Below are 21,105 nucleotides of genomic sequence, written 5' to 3'. Positions count from 1 at the left end.
TTTACCTGAAGTTTTGTAGCTTTTTGTAAGTCATCCAATATATACTATTGGGCTTACTGCCATTTTGTTAACGTGTTTTTGGAGGGAGTGTCAGCTTGTGAATGAGAGGAAAGTCAGAAGCTTCCCCAAGCTGTGGGTCAGTCCGGCAGAGGCAGTGTTCTTTATTGCCGGGATTTTATTTTTGATTGGCACGGTGAATATTTTCAGCGCCAGCTTTGTGCTGGGGGGACAGCTATTTAAGGATGGATATTTTTTTATAACAAGGCACTTGATTTCATTTACTGTAGGTTTTTTGGTGATGATAGTAGCTGCTGTTGTTGATTACCGTAAGCTGAAGGGGGGGTGGCTGCTGCTGGCAATAATTACGACCATTGGGCTACTCCTGGCTGTTCATGTTGCCGGTCAGGATGCCAATGGTGCAAGGCGTTGGCTTAGTCTGGCGGGCTTTAAATTTCAGCCCTCTGAAATTGCTAAGCTAACTGTAATCATGGTTACGGCAGCCTATTTAGGGGCCCGCATTGACCGGGGGCGGAGAATAACATTAAACTCTCTACCGCTTGGTGTAACGCTCATAATGGGTGTTCTTGTCCTTAAACAACCGGATATGGGGACAGCTGCGGTCATTGTAGGCTTAAGCCTGGTGCTATATGTATTAGCAGGTATACCAAGGCAGGAACGGATTTACCTGGGAATGACTGTTGCCGCCATGATCGTATATTTAGTTCTTGCGGCTTCTTATCGGGCAGAACGTATCTGGGCTTGGATTGACCCCTGGGCGTATCAACAGACCTCTGGTTATCAGACAGTGCAATCCCTGTTGGCGATTGGCTCAGGCGGCCTGTTTGGCTCTGGTCTGGGGATGGGAGCCAGCAAATTCAACTATTTGCCGGAAGCGCATACTGATTTTGCCTTTGCTGTATTGTGTCAAGAAATGGGGTTTGTCGGGGCTCTGCTAGTACTGATACTGTTTAGTGCTATGGCTTGGTATGGTATTCAGATTGCTAGTCGGGCAGCCGATGGCTATGGCTTTATGTTGGCATCAGGTATAACCGCCTTAATAGTTGGACAGGCTGTTGGCAACATTGCCATGGTGTCAGGCGTAATTCCGGTTACAGGTGTACCGCTGCCATTCATTAGCTTTGGCGGTACTTCGCTTATTGTCAATTGCGCAGCTGTTGGACTGCTTATTAGTGTTGGCCGGCACATAACAGCCAAAGTCTTTCAGCCAGGCAGTAGAAGTTTCGGTACCGACCGACCCCGGCTTAAACTGGTGAAAAGGCCTCCTCGTTCAACCGGCGCCTAAGGTTAGATGTTTAAAGGTCTTCCGATAAGGTAATAATTACTAATGAACTGTTATTTAGTGATTATAGAGAAATTGGCATACAGGCCAATTTCCTTAAAGGAGGCCTTTTCTTATGCTGTGGCTTATTCGGGCCGGCGCGTACTTATTTAGTGGTTTGACAATTTGGCAGTTTGTTCAGGGCGGGCCACCTGATATGGCAGTAATTCAGCGTCATTTAGCCCTTGATCAGGCGCATGGTATGGTTTTTGGCGTATGTGCCGGCTTTAGCAGCTATACAGGACTAGATGTTACTTTAATCCGACTGGTCTGGACATTGTCGGTGCTATATCGCGGGGCAGGCTTGATCCTGTATATTCTTGCTTTCTTAATTATGCCTGTATCTTAATATATATTTCGGTACTTTCTTCGATAGGTTTTCACCTGTCGAATTTTTTTATAGTTGTTGGGTGACATTTGCCATGGTATTCACATAAAATACACTAAGTCAATGAGAGGAGGCATCATTGTGAAGAAAAAGACCAGACATCAAATGTATAATAAACCTGGCAAAAGTAACGTCATGAAAATGCAAGGGGATCATGACATGGATGATATGTGTGACATGGATGACATGGATGACGATATGGAAGACATGGCTTGCGAAAAGCCGAGCTATATGGGATGCGTAAAGGGTATGGAGAAAGATATGTGTGATAATTTCCCGGAATGTATCCTGTTAGCTCATTCCTATGTGCCTTGGCAAACTTATGAAAAGGCGTTTACTCCATGTGAGGCACTTATGAAAGGGACTTTGTTTCCAGAACTCTGGGGTGTCTACAGAATTCCTAAATAGATAAGCTTGGAGGTGTAAATAAGTGAAATATGAAAAACAAATGATGTTACTTAAAAAACTGCAAGAGATTCAGTTTGTCGCAGTTGAACTTAATTTATATCTTGACACACATCCTTGTGACCAAGATGCGCTTAACGATTTTAATTGTGCGGTCGAAATGCTGAAAAAATTCAAAGATCAGTACGAATGTGAATACGGACCACTGATAAATTTTGGTCATGGCGGTATGTCCGGGGAACCTTGGCAATGGGCGCAAGGACCTTGGCCATGGGAACTATAACTATTTGATAAAGGAGCAGTGAATATGTGGTTATATGAAAAAAAACTCGAGCATCCCGTGCGCGTCACCTGCCCGGACGTAAAATTTGCCAAAATGGTAATAACCCAATACGGCGGTCCTGACGGCGAATTGAGCGCTTCGCTCCGGTATTTGAACCAACGGTATAGTATGCCAACAGATGGAGCTAAAGCGATATTGACAGACATAGGTACTGAAGAACTTGCACATATGGAAATGATTGCGGCTTTAGTATATAAACTTGTTGATGGTGCCACTTGTGAAGAGTTCAAAGAAGCCGGTTGGGAAGGGCAGTTTGCTCAACATGACCATGGGCTCTTCTGGACAGATGCCAACGGCGTGCCCTGGAGTGCAAAATATATCGCTTGTTTGGGTGACCCAATAACCGACCTTACAGAAGATATGGCCGCAGATGGTGCAATCATGCAAAGACAACGGAGTATAAAAAGCCTTATTCCTTGCGGCTTTGCGGGTTTGCGTTTTGTAAGACTGAGCAGCTATGCTGCATATTCGTAAGGACAACCTTACCCTATGATAAAGACAAGCCTCCTACCCTAAACCTACTGAAATTAGAGCATTTGCATGCGAGCTGCTCCAAGAATCTCAAATATGCTAAAAACAAAAGCATGTCGTAATATATAATTAAATAAATATAAAAAGACTAAAAGACTAAGTAATATGCATGAATATCTCAGTCAATTACGTTCAGAAAACCAAATTCCCGCTAAGACCTCGAAAATGAGGTCTTTAATTTTTTGTTTATTTGTCAAAATTTGTGATATAATTTTTGAAGACAAGATAAATTATGAAAATATTGATAACTTATCAAATCAGTTATCTGGTATGTTTTTACAAGATTTACAGTAATTCAAACTAAAGGTCGCGCTTTATCCTGCTGCCAATTAGTACTTCATAGAAGTTTTTTAAGAAGCGGAATAAAAAATATGAGAGAGTGATAATGTGAAAATATCTAAAATTAAAATTGGTAATTATCGTTTATTAAAAAAGTTTGAACTTGACTTGGAAAAAGACTTATCTTTAATCATAGGTAAAAATAATAGTGGTAAAACTTCACTATTATCTATTTTAGAAAAGTTTATAGGTAGCAAATCCAATACTAATAATTTCACTTATGATGATTTTAATGTTGATTTTCAAAAAGAGATAAAAGAAAAAGTTGAAAGTGATTACGAACTAACTAGAGATGATATACTAAGACCTATGGGTATTTCAATGAAATTATTTATCGAGCATGTTGAAGAAGATAATTTATCAAATATAAGTACTCTAATGATGGATTTAGACCCCGATAATAAAATTGTTGTCCTAGGGTTTGAATATGCAATTTCACAAAATGATTTTAATAAATTGAGAGAAGATTACAGTAACTATAAAAATAAACGTGCAGATGTAGACAAAGAATCTAAGAATAGTAATGAATTAGCAAAAAACTATTTTGTTGAATTTATAAAAGATGAATACAAAAAGTATTTCAACATATCAACAAAGTCTATTGCCTATGACTTAATTAATAAGCGGGAGAAAGATAGCGAATATATTGATCTAGATAAAAATAAGATCAACATAAGCAAGATTATTAATTTCAAATCCATAAATGCCCGCAGGGCGGTTTCAAATGTAGATACAGATTGTACCTTATCTGTTCTTTCTTCAAAATATTATGAAAAAATCGAGGAAGATAATAATCAAAACTTAGTAATTGAAAATTTTAAAAGTACAATTATTGAAACAGATAGAGAATTAGATAAAATTTATGATAATTTATTTGAGGGTATAGTTGATAAAGTAAAAAAATTTGGTGGAATTAAGACAGGTGACTCAACAATCAAAATTATATCCTCATTAACAGGAAAAGAGTTATTAAAAGGAAATACGACTGTAATGTATAATCATAATGATTTATGTTTACTTCCGGAAAACTACAATGGATTAGGTTATCTAAACTTAATTAGTATGATTTTTGAAATTGAAGTTAAATTAAGCGATTTTAGAAAAGATGGAAAAGAAAATGAAAAGCCAGCAGATATTAACATCTTTTTTATTGAAGAGCCAGAAGCACATACTCATCCACAAATGCAATATGTTTTTATTAAGAACATTAAAGAAATTTTGAAACAAGGTTGTAATGGTGTCAGTTGTCAGAATCCATTTAATATGCAAACCATTATTACAACTCATTCTTCTCATATAACCAGTGAAAGTGATTTTAATGATATAAAGTATTTCTATAAAACCAAAGATTGCCAAGTTTTTGCTAAAAATTTAAGAGATTTAGAGATTGAATATTCTAAAGATCAGGAAAAAGGAAAACAACAATTCAAATTTTTAAAACAATATTTAACTTTAAATCGTTCCGAGCTATTTTTTGCTGATAAAGCTCTATTTATTGAAGGGGATACAGAAAGAATTCTGTTACCCGCAATAATGAAAAAGATAGACCAAATGGAGACAGAAAAAACAAATAGCATTCCTTTACTTTCTCAAAATATTTCTATCGTTGAAGTGGGTGCATATTCTCATATATTTGAGCGGTTCATCGAATTCATTGGGATAAAATCATTAATTATAACAGATATAGACTCAGCTAAACTAGTTCCAAGAGAGGATAAAGAAGGAAACATAATAAAAAACAAAAGCAATGATCCTATCTTCGTTGAAAAAAAGTGCAGAATATCTGGTGAAGGTGGAACAATAACTACAAATTCTTCTTTAAAATTTTTTTTCTCAAAATATTTAGAAGAGCTATTACTAGAAGGCAAAAAATCTGTATTGCAATATTTTATAGACTTACCATTTAGTAAAAAGAAGCTACTTAAGAATGCTGAAACAGGTTACTGGGAGCAAAATGATGAAGGAAAATTGGCCGTTATTTATCAGATTGCTGATAAGAATAGAGAGCAAGTTCAATATCATGCCCGTAGTTTTGAAGATGCCTTTTTTCATTTAAACCGACAGTTTATTATTGACAATAAAGAAATGTTTAAGAGTCTCAAAAATATCCAGTATTTTGAAGTTGACCCAAAAGTTAGAGATGCTTATAATTTAGCTGAAAGCTGTATAGATAAAAAGCCATCTTTTGCTATGGAAATTCTACTTAATAGTACATCCTATCAACATCAAGATGGTAATATTGATCAATTTACAAACTGGGACATACCAGAATATATAAAGGAAGGTTTATTATGGCTGAAACAGGATTAGAACCAGAAGTTCAAAAAATTATAGAATATATTAATGTTGGAAGCAACTTTTTATTGAGTGGGGGTGCTGGAAGTGGAAAAACATATTGCTTAGTGCAAGTTATAAAAGAGGTTATTAGACAGAACCCCATATGTAAAATAGCTTGTATTACCTATACAAACGCTGCAGTCAAAGAAATTGAGGAAAGAGTTAATCATAAAAATCTAAGGGTCTCAACAATTCATGATTTTCTATGGGATAATATAAAGTCATTTCAAAAGGAGCTAAAAAGCTCTTTAATAGCACTTATAAATGTTGATAATAGTGGAATTAAAAATCCTAACAAAGATAATAATGAAAAATATGATAATTTGTTTGAAAACGGAATCAGCTATAAAGAGCATTTAAGTATAAATAAAGGTGAAATATCACATGATGAAGTTATAATATTAGCTAACTATATGTATAAGCATTACAAAGTGTTATGTGACATATTAAAAGATAAGTTTAGATTTATCTTTATTGATGAATATCAAGATACTGATCCATTAGTTGTACAAATATTTCTAGATCATATTCAACAAAGTAGAAAAAAATGTATTATTGGCTTTTTTGGAGATTCAATGCAAGCTATTTATGATGATGGGATTGGAGACTTAAATGAGTATATTAAAACTGGAATAATAAAACAAGTGCCAAGAATACAAAATCGAAGGAATCCACAACTAGTTATTGAATTAGCAAATAAAGTTAGGACAGATGGATTAATACAAGAGCCGTCAAAAGACGACACTGCACCTAATTTTAAAGATGGTAAAGTCAAATTAGGTAACATCAAATTTTTATATTCTTCAAATAAGGATTTGAATCAAATAAAAGCATCAAAATACTTTTGCGATTGGAATTTTGACGATTCTAGGCTGACTAAAGAGTTAAATCTAACACATAACTTAATAGCTCCAAAAGCAGGGTTCACAGAATTAATGAATATATACGATAAAGACCCAATTATAAATTTAAAAAATGAAATAGTAACTAAAATCAAAAAAGATAACCTAGTTATTGATGAAAATTCAACATTCGCTCAGGTGGTAGCAAGTGTTCCTATAAGAAATAGAGAAAAGCAATTAAAAATTGATTTAATCAAAGATAATCCAGCTGAAAATTCGTTATATGAGCAACTTAAAGATCTGCAATTTTCACAAGTCAGAAAAATTTACTTAGATAAAGAATCACTAATAGACGATAAGAAAGATGATAAAGAAAGTGAAAACAAAAGTGGTTCAAAAAGAGACAATTTAATAAAGCATCTTTTTAAAATTCAAATTCTTATACATTTATATAATGAAAATCAAATTAGTGAGTTTATTAAAAAAACTGAATTTGTAATAGACTCAGTAGTCAAAAAAAGAGAAATAAAAATTATTATTGATAGTATTAAAAATATGTCTGAATGTAGCATTGAGGAGGTTATAAACTTTGCAGATGAAAAAGGAGTATGCAAAAAAGATGATAATTTCAATAGTTTTATAGAAAAAAACTTATATCTGTTTAATAGAGTAAAACAAGTTAAATTCAAAGAATTTCAAAAATTATATTACTACTTAGAGGGCTATACGCCTTTCTCAACTCAACATAAAATAAAAGGTAGCGAATATGATAATGTCCTTGTTATATTAGACAATGGCAACTGGAATAATTATAATTTTGCACGTTTGTTTGGTGACGGTAAAGGTAGTGAAAGTGTATTATTAAGAACTCAAAAAATCTTCTATGTATGTTGTACAAGAGCCAAAGAAAATTTAATTGTTTTTTACCACAATCCTTCACCCTCAATATTAAACAGAGCTAAAGAATGGTTTGGAAAGGATAATGTGTGTGAGTGCTAATTTAGAATTATATGTATGACATTACTGTGTAATACACATGTATTACACGTAAGCTAGCTAAAATTTAATCAAAAGAAAAGTAGCCTTAGCTACTCTTGGAAGATTCAATATTTTGATTCTTGATTTCCCTTTTAGCTCTTGAATTAGAATTAGCTTGAAGTTCCATCAACAAAGTCTTAACCTTATCATTATAATCTTGATGTACCTGAGTAAGCTTATCTTGATATTCCTGGCTTAGTAGCAGCACCTCTTTCTGCCGCTCAATTTCTGCCTTATCCTGTAGCACATTGATTTCTTGTTGATGCCTCTCTTTTAAATCTTTAATATCTTGCTTTGCGTGGTCAATATTGCCGGTGAGTGTTTGTACAAGCAGTTCTAATTCTAATCTGGCAGTATTGGTATCCTCTAACTGATTTTTCAATTTATCAATTTGGTCTTTATATTGCTTGTATTCAGCCAACAAACCGTTAAGCATATCGTTTTTGTCCCGGTATTCAGAAACCAGCTGGCTAATGGTTTCATTTTGGTCTGTCAATCTTTGAATTTGCTGACTCTGTGACTGGATCACCTCAGCATCCTGCACTTGAGCATCCATTAAGACTTTGGCAGAATTATTAGCATCCGTTAACTTTTCCTGAAGCTCTAAAATAATAGCTTCTTTACTTCTTATCTGCTGGCTAAACTCCTGCCTTATATAATCCTCAGTATTTCGGTTAAGCTCCAATGCATTGATATAAATTTCTAATAGCCGCTTAACATGAGCCTCAAATTCTTCAATTTCCTTTTGACGATCAGGCAATAACAGCTTTGCATTATTTAGTTCAAACACCCTAAGCAAATTATCAAGTGCTTGATTTTGAGTAAATCCATTTTGCTCTGCAAATTGCTTGAATTTATCTGCCGTATCTGTATCCAAGCGAATTGAGGCAGGTTTTGTTTCTCCCACTTTCAACCCCTCCATTAATGTAATACATTACAGTGTATTACATCCGTATTACTCGTATGACATATCCAAATGGGCATTCATTTGTAGAAAAAGAACCATGTAGTGTAATACATTACAATGTATTACACCCGTATTACATGGCAGGACAAGCAAATACATTCTTGGAATAACTTCTAACTTGTAATGCACTACAGCGTAATACACCTGTATTGCAAGTAGCTCTTCAAAACATCTAGTCGATTATGCCCCAGCAATTGCGTAAGCTCCTGCTTAACTTCCCTGATATTTCTGCCTTTTGCTACCTCTCTAGCATAAAAATCCTTGGCAAATTCCTTCCTCATGCTGTGAAAGCCACAGTATTTATAGCCATTATCAATAGAGTCCCTAATCCTTTCAAATGCAGTTTGGTAACTGCCGGATTTGTTAATAAACAACCTGTCATAGCTACCTCTGATGTTTTTAAAATACTCGTAAGTATTAATAACGGTTTGGATTTGCCGGTCTGTCAGTTGCACAGCATTAATTTTTCTATGCCGACCACCCTTAGAGCCATAAATATATACAGCAACTAACTTGTCGTGCTTATCAAACCAAAAGTCATTCATCCTCAGATTAGTAATTTCTGATACTCTAAGCCCCAATCTCCTAGCAATATCAAATGCCAAGCCAGTCTCATACTTACTTTCAAAAGCCCTATTAATTATTTCATCATGTATTTCTCTTGGCATTTGTAGCTTAACTTTTGTATCCGAAAGACCAATCTGCCTGATTTCTGCAATCCAAACACAATCTACTTGGAATTTAGCATTATAAGAATTCTGTAATTTTTTCACTGCTGATTTATAAACAGCAGCAGTTTGTTCATTATATCCCGCCCCATTGTTGCCATTTTTGATAAAGTCAGAGAAATATTCCGGCTTTATTTCTGATAAATACTTTACTCCATAGTAAGCTTTGCAGAAATTTACAAAAGTACAACACTTTTCAAGAGTACTGTTATAGGTATTTCTGCTGTAGATTAAATTTGAGTCTGGTCTGTTGCTTTTGTCGCCATGCTTGGATACTCCAAAGCCTTTATCAAAAAGGGGAGACAGTATTTCTTTTGTTTGATATACAAGTGATGGTCTCTTCATAAACCTCCAATCTGCTGATGTTGTGCAATACTTATCGCCTACCCGAGCAGTTAATGCCGACACGACAAGCCGGCATTAACTGCTCAATTCATCGCCTATACCCGTTTAACCGTCCTACGGAATTTTATCGACTTACCTTGTCGTAATACTCCGCAGAGCTTCGCTCTGCATTTGTTGGAGCATTAAGTCTTACTAATTGTAAATGCGGCACACATTTACAGACTGCGATATCAACTCATTGGCTGATATACTACAAATCTGCGAGTTAATATTAATTAACCCGGTAGTTAATAATGAGCAGTCTTTCAACCTCCCTTGTTTTCAAAATCCTATACTTAAACTCGTAAAGGTAATGCAAAACAAAGCTTAAGAGAATGACCCTAGTTTTGCATTGACTTTGCGAGTACTGCGGAAGAGAGTGCAGGGAGACACCGCATAGGTCTCCCTGCACTGGTAGGAATACCCTAGATTAATCTGGAATAAAGCCATAGATGCTAATTCTTGAAAGATAGTAATCTAACTGAGATTGATTTGCGAGAGTAACCTTAATCCATTCTTCATCGTCTGCACTTGTTAGTAACTTCCCATTAATAATCTTTTTGTGCCTAATCCTTGAACGCACCTGTTTGATTGTCAACATAGCTCTCGACCTCCTTGATTTTCATTTTCCGTTAAATCTTTTTTAGATTCTGCATACCATCTACGACCTGCTACTGTGTAAGCCACAACATAATGTTTACATATTTAGTTTCAATAATTAACATGATATGTCTTAGTTTAAAAAGCGTTACAATAATTGCTAATAAAGAAGCGTGGCAGTACCTTTCAATTTGCAAAGGATGCTTCCGCGCTAACGCTTGGATTACGAGCTAAGAGAGTTCAAATGTCATTTGAACTCTCTTAGCTCGTCTTGTAATGAAAAAAAGAGTTATTCTTTTCAGAATAGCCCTTTTGCCTTTAGACTGACATATTCACCACATTCGCCAACAATAATGTGGTCTAAAACCTTTATCCCCAAAAGCTGTCCTGCATCCTCGACTTTCTTTGTAAGTTGAATATCAGCAGTACTTGGCTCAGAATTGCCACTTGGATGGTTATGAAAAAGTATTATAGAGGCTGCATTGTTTAACAAAGCCTGCTGAAATATTTCTCTAGCGCCAACAAATGCCTGATTAAGACTACCAACAGCTATAAGATGCAATCCGGCAATCTTATTTTTCACGTTCAATGTTATGATTCCTAATTTCTCAACAGTAGATGTACTTAAGTCAAATACTCTTTCGATAACATCTTTTGCGATTTCTGGACTAATCACAGTTTCTTCCAGCGAATAGTTAATTCCCCCTTCTTTGATAAGCTTTACAGTATACCTGTTTATCCTCATCTTCCTCACCCTTTCCTTTTTCGGAAGAGCACAATTTGAGTGGCTAATGAGGAATACTTCTTTACGGAGTGAATTTCAAGTAACCGTGGAATAAGTTGATCGACTTAAGATTCATTCTACTTATGCCGCGAAAGTACTTGAAATTCTAGCGGAGTAAAATTGTATAATGGGGAGATTAGGAAAGGGAGAATCAGTACATAAAACTTCGAATTTTAGAAAAATTACAAGGAAATATTTAGATTTTGTAGAATGTAGAATAGTATTAAATATTTTTATATTGGTACTTCACTAAAATGTCCTCTTGATTCAATCACGAAAGTTTGCTTGGGCAAAATTAATATCAATCAAGGTTTGATACAATCATTATATTTCAGATAATGTTGTATATGGTCTTTTAGCAAGTTTACATTGAGCCTTTTATATATTTACAAATCGTATTTTAAAATTAAAAAATATTTTTACTGAAATATATAGGGTGATATTAAATGGTAGATTATCTTTCTATTTTAAGAGATAGTTCAATAATAATTAATGTATTATCCAGTTTACTTATTATCATCTCAATAATAATTGTAAGTGTATTTCTTGTTACTAATAAAGAAACTAACAAAGAAAATCTTTTAAAGTTATTGGGGATTTTATTAGTAACAGGTTTGTGCTTAATAGCGAACAATACATGGGTTTATGGGCTAACTATATTTATTGTAGCAACAAGTATAACTAGTCTTGATTTCTTAGAAAAATTGGCAGCAATCTTTATGAAGGATGAAGGTTATTGGAAATATAGAGAACGAACATCCACACCATTAGAAAAGAAAGAAAAAATTATTAAAGAAACGATAGCTGAAAATTCACCTCAAAAACAAATAGCAAATAGTCCACCTCAAAAAGAGATGAAAAACCTTGTTGAAACAGCAATGAAATTTGAACAAAAAGCGATAGCTTTATTAGGAGACAAACAAAAAGGTATATTTAACCTTAAGAATATTGAACCTTCCAAAACTATTGAAAAAAGAATTGGAAATAAAGTAATAAAAAAAATCTTAGATGGGATTGCATTTGGTCCATGGTTAACTTATGTAATTGAGATTAAAATGATTGCAGACATACAGCAATTGAAACAAGCAATTATTAACATAAATGATAATATTGAACTTCTTAAAGAATCAAAAGGAATTGGAGATGATAGTATAAGAGGATTAATTATTGTTCCTCATAATATAAATTTTCAAGATGATTTTTCTGATATGGTTAAGTATATTGGAATTTTAAAATATAATGATGCGTTGGGAGAGTTTACAAACAGAGAGACTATTTATGAATGGGTAATGAATCCAATGGAAGAGTAAATATCAGTGAATAAATATTTGTTCTGTAATAAGTGTACATTCTGGTATAAGCAAAGCAGTCTTAGCCATTTTAATGAGTCAAGAAATGAAAAGCGAATGGATTGCTGATGGAGATTAATAATATAATTAACGTTAATTTTTTACCATCATTTTTTTCAAAATCATTTACAAAATTCCCAAGAAAACTTGCTTTGGTTTTATCAAAATCATACCTTGTTCCTCGCCCAGAAATGAGTCTATATATTATTGCTGCCAGAAGTGGATTAATGGGATTTGGAAAGGCATTGCAGCAAGAGAGTAAAATTTTAAGAATACAAACAATTTTGTTTTATCCATGAGGAATTAATTCAAACTTTAGATTAGAAAGGAACCGAATGAAACCTATATGCATCCATATAGTGTTGATAAGACAATATTGTCCATTTTGTCATTGCCAAGTGATATAATACCATTTGAATTTGTTTTTAGACCATATGTGGATACTTTGATTTAATTGTCAAGGAGAATATTATGACTACAACAGAAGCTCTTCTTAATGAAGACATAAAAATGTGGCAAGATGATAAAAATCCAATATACCTATTTCAAAGTAGTAGCAACAAACAAAACCTAATTGAAGATATAGAGATGAGGATAAACTCAATTAGTTATTCAACTATTCGTACAATACAAAATGCTCGGCTTCCTTTGGAATTAGCAACTTTGCAAATAGCTGAGTGGATAAAAAATAAAGAAATTGTTAGAGTAATTGGCGCTGGCCGAGCTCGATTAGCAGCAGCAATACCTGCTAATCGTTTGCATCATTCAGGTGCAAGAGTTTATGTAATTCATGACACAATACCTCTACCAAATACTTTGTATGGCGGCGGAATCATTGCAGCAAGTGCATCAGGACGCACACCAGATGTTTTAGATGCTATGAGAATAGCCAAAGAACGTAATTCAAAAATTTGTATAATTGGATTAGCCAGTGAAGATGCCGACGAATTTAGTAGTCTCTGCGATATATTTATTCCGATTGATGAGCGACATAATCCAAATATTAATCCACTTAAGGCTTTGGCAGACACATCTGAATACATTATAAGTGAACTGCTTGATGCAATTATTGTGGCAGCAGCCTTGAAAGTAGGACTTTCAGATGAAGATTTTAGAAAAGGTCACGAAGACCTCGGTTCTACAGGGCCCTATAGCCCTTTAGGGGAAGTTAATAATGAAAAAAAAGTTGAAAAATCCTGTAATGAAAATATTGATATAATCAAATGTGCACTTACAGTATTGAGGCAAGAAATTTTTCCTATAGATTTTTTAGAAAAGCTTCTTGAACCTTTTGCAGAAGATAACTTAGATGAATTAATTGAAGCGCTCAATAAATTAGCAGTAATAACTATAGATAAAGAAAATGGCTTAGTAATTAAAAATTTACATTATGTATCTAGTATAGATGAAAAACAAATAGAAAAATTACACCAATTTATATTTTTAGCTTATAAAGGAACTAGCTATGGTGATATTAAATCTGCGGAAGAAATGGTTTTCCATGCTATAGAATCTGGTGACTATGACTCTGCGTATGGCGTAGTTTTTAACACAGGAAATCTTGAAATTTGGTTTAATCAAGGATTGAATAAAGAAACACTCCCAATTTTGAAGAATTTGCACCGAAAACTAGATTGTTATGAACCTCGTCGTCAGGCTAGGATAGTTTTGGCTATGGCAGAACTATATTCAAATATTAGTCGACATGACGATGCTTTAAATTGTTTAAGAGAAGCATTTTTAGTATTACCCGTAAGTGATAATTATTCAGAAACTAATGAAATTAGGCGTAATATCTGGAGACTAGCTGGTATATCAAGCGGTGACCTAGGAAAAACTCATAATGCCATGGGCTTTTATAGAGAGGCTATTAAAATGGACCCTTCGTGCAATGATTGTCAAACTGCTTTATGTATGGGATACCTCGCATATCTTTACTGTACTATTCAAAAATTTCCGGAAGCTAAAAGATGGATATTACAAGCATTAAAGTATTGTCCTGAATATCGAAGCCCATTTGTACATTCAAAAATATTAGGGAATGCTGGATTAGTTCAATTATATAGTGGGAATCATAATGAAGCTAGACAGTATTTTGATAAAGCTTATAAAATTGTTTGTCGACCTGAACGAGTTGGCGGCGATATTCGTGAAAAGGGAAGAATTATGTGTCATAATGGACTAGCTAAGTTTCCATTTTTACGTGGTAAGAAAGAACTTGTTATTTATTTAAATGACGCACAAAAAATATGCAATAGCTGCGATGATTTAAGACGAGAAACAATCGCACTTGGATTAAAGGGGCTAGCTAAAATGTTCATGGGAAATTCTTTAGGGATTGACGACTTAAGAAATGCAATAAAAATCCATAATCAAATTAAAGATTTGCGAAATACAATTTTTGAAATTATGAATTTATGTTATTATTTTTTTATAAGTGACAACGCATCATTTTCTGAGTTCTACTCAAGTGTATTAGATATATGGCATAAAGAAGGAATTGAAGATATTGAATTAATGCCTTTACTCGGAGATTTAGATGTTAGGCATGCTGTAACACTATGGTGGGAGTCTATCAGACCAACTATTTTTCTTTATGGAGGTAATAATGAATTTAAGCATAGTATTTGATAAACTATTCTTTGCAACAAAACAAGCTGGAGTCGTTGCTCGTAATCTTCAGCCTTATGTAACAAACCTTGGGAAAGACATAGAAAATATGGAGAATGACACTTTGCGTATCCAAAAAATGCGTGCCGCAAAATCATTAGCGGATAATATAGTACAAGAAATGATATTAAACTCAATATTAGAATTAAAGGAACTATGTGAAAATTGCAGCTTAGATGCTGAAGAAAACACTGCTAGTATCTGTTATTTTAATTCTAATGATGCTGACATCTCCTTAGTAATTGATCCTATAGATGGGACTTTAGAGTATATTAATCAACAAGATGGTTACTCAATATGTTCAGGTATATTAAAAAACGGAAGAGTATTAATGGCAATTGTATATTTTCCTGCTATTGATACTGTCTATTTTACTTCACCGAACGATAAAGCAATGATTCTAAAAAACGCTAGTTTTTGCACACTGAGTTCAGCTCAACCAATTGAAATCGTAATAGAAGATATGCCTAAAACAATATATAAAAATAGTCGTGTACCTTCAAATATTGTGGAAAGACTAAATAAATGTGGCTATAACGTAGTAGATGACACATTTAATAATATAAGTTGCCCTGGAGCAATTATTGAGTGTTTAGAAGGTAGGGCACTTGCGTATCTTTCTCATACTCGAAATCTCAGAGATATTTTGCTTGGTGCAATTTTGAGTAAGTCACCAAACGGAAATGCAATGAACTGGAATGGTCAACCATTAATATGGCCCAAAGGAGGTAGGGTTCCTAGGGCTTTGTTCTCAATGTATAAAATACCACAAGATTTGATATATTTACTCAAAGAATAGGAATAAAGTATTAATATTTCTACTACTTCTCCAACCTATCAATCCTCTCAGCCGTTGGCGGGTGCGTCCTATAAAGCACCTGCCATATATTTTGAGGCGCGCTCTCTAGAGCCTCTATCCTCCTTAAAAATTTTGCTAACGGTTGACCAAATCCAATATTCTTAGCAAACAAATCAGCCCGGAATTCCTCATTTCTCCCTACTGCTTTAATGCTTAAATCCATGGAAAGCTGAGATACAAAGCAAAATGCTTGCAATATAAGGCTTGCTACAAGCGCAAACAATGACCAAATTGCCCCTATCATGGCAACAACACCTCCACCGGAACGAGAAAAGGCAGAACCGACACAGACAGAACCTTGCCCGAAACTGTTTACAATTCTGGCAAGTAGATTAAGTACATTATATGCAAGTATGCCAAGCTGATTAGCGGTTATGGCAATAGCCAACCGCTGAGAGTCGCCAAAATGGAGATGTCCGGCTTCATGTGCTAGAACTCCGGCAATGCTTGAAGTAGCCGATAAATTTAATAATCCTTTAGTTACACAAACAGTATTTCTCCCTAATGCAAATGCGTTGGGGAGTTTTTCATCACTGACAAACAGATTGACCTTTTCAAATCGTTCTCTAACATTAATATCCAGCGATTCGCCTATTGACTCTATAACTTGATTCCACGCCCCTAAGATCTTTCTCGTTTCTTCTGTTGTTGCTGGTCGGCATCCTAAAGTTATCCTGCCAACACTTTCATTGATAGGCGATATGGCAAATATGCCAGCAGCTAAAATTATTAAACCGGGATAAATCAAATTCTGGGGATAATCAAAGAACAGAGAAAATATTAATGCAAGAGGAATCCAGTTAAGAATAAGACCAATAATCAACACAATAAAGCCTGCCATTCTAACTCCCTGCCTTTCATATTTTTAACTGGCAACTGACAACTGGTCACTGGCAACTGATTTTCCTAATGATTGTTTCATGTGTCTGGAATTTAGGTATTTTACGAACTATTACGGCTTGACCTATCTCCAGCCGTTTGACTCGATCAGGATGGATTATAAACTCTTTAACAAACCTAATAGAGCCAAGACCAGTACTGCTGGTGTTATTTACTTGATGAGTCATTGCCCAAGCATCCTCAGTGCCAACTATTTTTGAAAGCTCTTCCGCATCTTTGGCATCATTTTGCCGCTGAATAATTAATGTATTGCAGTTTTGTATAATCTGATTCTTCAAGGCATTATCAACAACATCTAAGTCGGCAAGGCTTTGAGTAGCAATCAGTGATGCAAATCCTTTTGAGCGAGATTTATTGACCAAATCAACTACATTTCTGCTGGCAAAAACGTTAAATTCATCGTATATGGTCATCACTAAGGAATCAATGTTCCTCCTGCCAGATGCTACAGCTTTTAAGTCATTTATAACTAATCGCCCAATAAGCTTAGCGTATAGCGGATATGCCAAAGAGTCCAAAGAAAAGAGGACTATATTTTTTGAAGTTATAGCGTCAATAAGAGAAATAGTATTGTCTGGCTCATCAGCAAATAAGTAGCCAATTTGGCTTTCAATAATGAGAGTGAGTCTGTCAATCAGACCAGAAATTGCTTTTTTATCTACGTCAGCCAAATAATCAGTTACGCTGCTGGGAGCATCTAATTTCCGCGCAATCATTTCAAGCTTTCCCGGCGAAAGGCTACTGATAAAAGAATATAAATCGTATTTCTCATACATCTTTTCAAACAAGGTTAAGGCAATTTGTAAATATCTTTCAGCCATGTATTGATAATATGGCTCTTTCCATTCACTAAGCTCCATTAATCGGTCTTTCTGTTCAGTTGGACCGCCGCTGGCTAATGGATTGTAGTGACATGAGTTATCAGGTTGTGCAATTGAAAACAGTTGAAAAGTGCGATTATATTTTTTCGCCATATTTTCTATGCTTTGAGCAAAATCATAGTCGCCTTTACCATCAATCATAATAAGCGGTATATTGGATTTTAGCGCAAAATCAACAAAACAGAGAATTGTTGTGGTTTTACCGCTACCAGTAGTCCCACATAAAAATATATGCTGGTTTAATTCCTTCGCTCCCAAAATGATAGGCTTACCGGAAGTATTATCATTTCCAAGAAAAACACCATCATTTAAAGAAATGCTTAAGTTGTGAATCTCTTTAGGTTTAGGCATTTTAGATAATCCAAACAATGACTTAAACAAATAATCACCTTCTCAAAGAAAAGCTATTCTCTACGGAAAAAATCTTTTGCTTTTTCCTCTTCGCTCTTTTTAGGTATTATTGCTAAATCCGTTTGTACATTTGAATTAAGCTGATGTTTAAATTCAGTCATATCAGCCCATGAAAAGACTCTGATTAAAGAATAATTAAAAGCTTGAATTTTGGCTGCAATAGCATCTGATTTTACAAAGTACCAAACCTCTTTATACTGGCTCTTTGCATAATACTTCAAAATATTTTCTAATCGCTTTGTTCCCTTTGCAGATAATTCAAGCTCAACTGCAATTTTTTCACCTGACGGAAATTCCAAAATACCATCTGGGCTATGCCCTTTAGTTCCAACTCCTGTTATACCTTTTTGATGCCTCACCTGCCTATCAGTAATCCAACAAGCTCCTTGCTTCTGTTCTAATTCAATCGCTAAATCAACTAATGCCAAATCATGCTCATATGATCCAAGCCGAATTTTACATGTAGGCAACTCATCATTTGTAACTGCTACTCCCTTAGAAGTCGCCCTGTAAACTCCCGGTTTACTTTGAAAAACCTTATCGTATACTAGATACTCCACTGTCCGCAACTCATACATCCGCTTCTTAGCCGCTAAAAAACTCATATTAAATTTCTTTCGAACCTGCTCAACTGTCACCATCCTATGACTATTAACCCAAGTAATTATTCTTAAATCTCTCTCTGTAAGTCTAACGCCTTTCTTTTTCTCTTCTGTCATTTCGCCACCTTAAATACTTAATACTCACTGCCAAGCTGCGCGAAGTCTGGACGGCTGCTGACCTCATCATCGAAACGAAGTATGTTGAGAGGGTGAGGTCAGCAGCAAAACTCTGTAGCATAGCGAAAGAGTTTTAGTCCAGAATTCGTGCGGCTTGCGGCTTTTGTAATAGGGTAAAAATGGGGTACAAAAATCGTATTCTCTCCCCTCCCTGTTTTAAGGCATATTAAAACACTCATTTTGGAATGCTGCTAAAAATATATGACAGGCATATCAATGTAATTCACTCTAAATTATTAATTTAATATGAATGCTTATTTATAAGTTTTCAGTAGCATATTGTACATCCGTCTTCTCATAAGTTGGTTATGAGAACCAAAACTGAGGTGATGTGATGGAAAAAACAAATCCTAAAGTCATCTGCAAAAATATTTTTAAGAGCGGCGATATTGAGAACCTAAAGACTACATTTACTCGAATGTGGATTGAGCTAATCAATCAATTTGAAAAAAATAAAAATACTACAACTAAAACATAAATATTTACAAGCCATCCTTTCTGATATAAAAAAAGTTTCTATCGAAACGCTTTGAAGCTTTTCGGTAACTTTTTATGAAACATAGGATCAGTAAAATCTTGAAGAAAATTTTCCTATGTTATAAAATATCATCAGGTAGGGTGGCTTGTTTTTATCAAATCTGAATAAGAGGAGATAAAACCATGAAAGTAGCCATATATTGCCGCTTATCTGAGGAGGATAAAAACAAGCAGTTAGAAACAGATGACAGCGAAAGCATACAAAACCAAAAGTCAATGCTAATACAATACGCTATGGACAGACAGTGGAACATTTATAATATATACAGCGATGATGATTACACTGGCTCTGACCGTAACAGACCTGCATTTAACCAACTTCTCGATGATGCCAAGAACCATAAATTTGATATTGTCCTTTGCAAAACGCAGTCAAGATTTACAAGAGAATTGGAATTGGTGGAGAAATACATTCACACTCTTTTTCCTTTGTGGCGTATCCGCTTTGTAAGTGTCGTTGACAATGCTGACACCGAAGTAAAGGGCAATAAAAAAGCCCGGCAAATTAACGGGCTTATCAATGAATGGTATCTTGAGGATATGTCGGAAAACATCAAAAGCGTACTGACTAACAAACGAAAAAATGGTGCTCATATTGGCTCTTTTGCTTTGTATGGATATCAAAAAGACCCCAATCAAAAAGGGCATCTGATTATTGATGAAGACGCAGCCAAGGTAGTTCGAGAGGTTTTTACCTTATTTTCACAAGGCTATGGAAAAACTGCTATTGCTCGAATACTAAATGACAGAGGTATACCGAACCCAACAGAACATAAACGGCTTAAAAACCTTCGCTACAAGCAGCCCAAAACCCAAAATAGCACTCTATGGAAATACTTTGCTATATCAGATATGCTTACCAATGAAATTTATATTGGCAACATGGTACAAGGTAAATATGGCAGTATTTCCTATAAGTCTAAGAAAAATAAGCCTATTCCTAAAGAGCAATGGATTAAGGTAAAAGGCACTCATTCCCCTATCATTGACCGTGAGCTTTGGGATAATGTGCAAGAACTTGTAAGAGAAAAGGCTAAACCGTTTATTATCGGCACTATCGGGATCTTTGCCAAAAAAGCAAGATGCATGTATTGCGATTATGTAATGCGTTCTACCAAGAGTCATGACCGATATTACTTAAAATGCGAAACAAAGCATGTTGCTAAAGATGCATGTATAGGAGCATTCATTCCAGTAGAAGAACTTGAGAATGCAGTCATATCTGAACTTAGAAACATTATAACCGAATATCTTGATAAGGATGAATTGGAACAACAAGTCAGCTTCAATAATAACCTAAGTGAAAAACGCGAAAAGCTCAAAGCTGAAATTGCCACTTTTGAAAAGAAAGCTTCCGAATATGCAAAAGGCATTAAGGACTTATACTTAGATAAGGTAAAAGGCATTATTTCTGAAAGTGAATTCCTGCAATTTTCTAAGGAATTTTACACAGAAAAGGAACGCCTCGAAAAGGTGGCAATGGAAGCAAAAGAGAAACTGGAAGCTATAGACCGCAAAATGCAGTCAGCTGACAATCGCCACCAGATTATTGAAGAATACATCGACATTACAAAGCTCAATCGGGAAATGACTGTAAAGCTGATTGATTTCATCTATGTTGGTAGACGCAATCCCGAAACCAAGCAGATTCCCATTGAAATTCATTGGAATTTCTAGCTCCAAAAATGTTGTCG

Annotated in this window: 19 protein-coding genes; 12 read left to right on the top strand and 7 right to left on the bottom strand. The window is 34.9% G+C overall.

Features of this window, described 5'->3' with window-relative positions; all coding sequences use genetic code 11:
• Positions 1-97: 97 nt before the first annotated feature.
• The 7 genes from AC1ECB_RS22595 to AC1ECB_RS22565 all read left to right on the top strand — a co-directional run bounded on the left by AC1ECB_RS22595 (position 98) and on the right by AC1ECB_RS22565 (position 7,523).
• Positions 98-1,303, top strand: coding sequence for an FtsW/RodA/SpoVE family cell cycle protein (locus tag AC1ECB_RS22595; RefSeq protein WP_485665895.1), 1,206 nt, complete (start codon positions 98-100; stop codon positions 1,301-1,303).
• A gap of 112 nt (positions 1,304-1,415) precedes the next feature.
• Entirely contained in the window at positions 1,416-1,688 is a 273-nt protein-coding gene (locus AC1ECB_RS22590) for a PspC domain-containing protein (protein WP_485665894.1), read from the top strand.
• 120 nt (positions 1,689-1,808) lie between these two features.
• Entirely contained in the window at positions 1,809-2,135 is a 327-nt protein-coding gene (locus AC1ECB_RS22585; RefSeq protein ID WP_485665893.1) for a spore coat associated protein CotJA, read from the top strand.
• A 22-nt stretch (positions 2,136-2,157) separates the two neighbouring features.
• Positions 2,158-2,415 carry a spore coat protein CotJB gene (locus AC1ECB_RS22580; protein WP_485665892.1) on the top strand — a complete coding sequence of 86 codons (258 nt, stop codon included), beginning with the start codon at positions 2,158-2,160 and terminating at the stop codon, positions 2,413-2,415.
• 24 nt (positions 2,416-2,439) lie between these two features.
• Positions 2,440-2,949: a manganese catalase family protein gene (locus tag AC1ECB_RS22575; protein ID WP_485665891.1), complete on the top strand. Its 510-nt coding sequence runs from the start codon at positions 2,440-2,442 to the stop codon at positions 2,947-2,949.
• Between the two features lie 444 nt (positions 2,950-3,393).
• Positions 3,394-5,655 carry an ATP-dependent nuclease gene (locus tag AC1ECB_RS22570; RefSeq protein ID WP_485665890.1) on the top strand — a complete coding sequence of 754 codons (2,262 nt, stop codon included), beginning with the start codon at positions 3,394-3,396 and terminating at the stop codon, positions 5,653-5,655.
• Entirely contained in the window at positions 5,637-7,523 is a 1,887-nt protein-coding gene (locus AC1ECB_RS22565) for a UvrD-helicase domain-containing protein (RefSeq protein ID WP_485665889.1), read from the top strand. Before AC1ECB_RS22570 ends, AC1ECB_RS22565 begins: the two co-directional genes overlap by 19 nt.
• 85 nt (positions 7,524-7,608) lie before the next feature.
• On the opposite strand, the gene AC1ECB_RS22560 is transcribed toward AC1ECB_RS22565, so the two are convergent.
• The 4 genes from AC1ECB_RS22560 to AC1ECB_RS22545 form a co-directional block, all read right to left on the bottom strand.
• Positions 7,609-8,469, bottom strand: a complete 861-nt coding sequence (locus AC1ECB_RS22560; protein ID WP_485665888.1) for a hypothetical protein — start codon at positions 8,467-8,469, stop codon at positions 7,609-7,611.
• A 188-nt stretch (positions 8,470-8,657) separates the two neighbouring features.
• Positions 8,658-9,602 (bottom strand): tyrosine-type recombinase/integrase, encoded by a 945-nt coding sequence (locus AC1ECB_RS22555; RefSeq protein WP_485665887.1) that lies wholly within the window; start codon positions 9,600-9,602, stop codon positions 8,658-8,660.
• Positions 9,603-10,071: 469 nt separating this feature from the next.
• Positions 10,072-10,242 carry a hypothetical protein gene (locus AC1ECB_RS22550; RefSeq protein ID WP_485665886.1) on the bottom strand — a complete coding sequence of 57 codons (171 nt, stop codon included), beginning with the start codon at positions 10,240-10,242 and terminating at the stop codon, positions 10,072-10,074.
• 297 nt (positions 10,243-10,539) lie between these two features.
• Positions 10,540-10,986, bottom strand: a complete 447-nt coding sequence (locus AC1ECB_RS22545) for a JAB domain-containing protein (RefSeq protein ID WP_485665885.1) — start codon at positions 10,984-10,986, stop codon at positions 10,540-10,542.
• A 485-nt stretch (positions 10,987-11,471) separates the two neighbouring features.
• Here AC1ECB_RS22545 and AC1ECB_RS22540 point away from each other — a divergent pair, with 485 nt between their 5' ends.
• From AC1ECB_RS22540 to AC1ECB_RS22525, 4 genes are all read left to right on the top strand, one after another.
• Entirely contained in the window at positions 11,472-12,335 is an 864-nt protein-coding gene (locus AC1ECB_RS22540) for a hypothetical protein (protein WP_485665884.1), read from the top strand.
• A gap of 107 nt (positions 12,336-12,442) precedes the next feature.
• On the top strand, positions 12,443-12,673 hold the full coding sequence (locus AC1ECB_RS22535) for a hypothetical protein (protein WP_485665883.1): 231 nt from the start codon (positions 12,443-12,445) through the stop codon (positions 12,671-12,673).
• Between the two features lie 172 nt (positions 12,674-12,845).
• Positions 12,846-15,005 carry a hypothetical protein gene (locus AC1ECB_RS22530; RefSeq protein WP_485665882.1) on the top strand — a complete coding sequence of 720 codons (2,160 nt, stop codon included), beginning with the start codon at positions 12,846-12,848 and terminating at the stop codon, positions 15,003-15,005.
• Positions 14,983-15,843 (top strand): inositol monophosphatase family protein, encoded by an 861-nt coding sequence (locus tag AC1ECB_RS22525; RefSeq protein ID WP_485665881.1) that lies wholly within the window; start codon positions 14,983-14,985, stop codon positions 15,841-15,843. Before AC1ECB_RS22530 ends, AC1ECB_RS22525 begins: the two co-directional genes overlap by 23 nt.
• A 22-nt stretch (positions 15,844-15,865) precedes the next feature.
• Here AC1ECB_RS22525 and AC1ECB_RS22520 read toward each other — a convergent pair whose 3' ends face one another.
• Genes AC1ECB_RS22520 through AC1ECB_RS22510 form a run of 3 tightly spaced genes read right to left on the bottom strand, consistent with a single transcriptional unit; the run spans position 15,866 to position 18,814 of the window.
• Positions 15,866-16,744 carry a zinc metalloprotease HtpX gene (locus tag AC1ECB_RS22520; RefSeq protein WP_485665880.1) on the bottom strand — a complete coding sequence of 293 codons (879 nt, stop codon included), beginning with the start codon at positions 16,742-16,744 and terminating at the stop codon, positions 15,866-15,868.
• 46 nt (positions 16,745-16,790) lie between these two features.
• Positions 16,791-18,065: a type IV secretory system conjugative DNA transfer family protein gene (locus tag AC1ECB_RS22515; protein WP_485665879.1), complete on the bottom strand. Its 1,275-nt coding sequence runs from the start codon at positions 18,063-18,065 to the stop codon at positions 16,791-16,793.
• A 23-nt stretch (positions 18,066-18,088) separates the two neighbouring features.
• Positions 18,089-18,814: a hypothetical protein gene (locus AC1ECB_RS22510; protein WP_485665878.1), complete on the bottom strand. Its 726-nt coding sequence runs from the start codon at positions 18,812-18,814 to the stop codon at positions 18,089-18,091.
• Between the two features lie 720 nt (positions 18,815-19,534).
• Between AC1ECB_RS22510 and AC1ECB_RS22505 the strand changes: the two genes are divergently transcribed.
• Positions 19,535-21,088 (top strand): recombinase family protein, encoded by a 1,554-nt coding sequence (locus tag AC1ECB_RS22505; RefSeq protein ID WP_485665877.1) that lies wholly within the window; start codon positions 19,535-19,537, stop codon positions 21,086-21,088.
• Positions 21,089-21,105 lie beyond the last annotated feature (17 nt).

The sequence above is a fragment of the Sporomusa sp. 246TCP1 genome (assembly GCF_057319775.1).
This window is presented reverse-complemented; position numbering and strand designations above follow the sequence as displayed.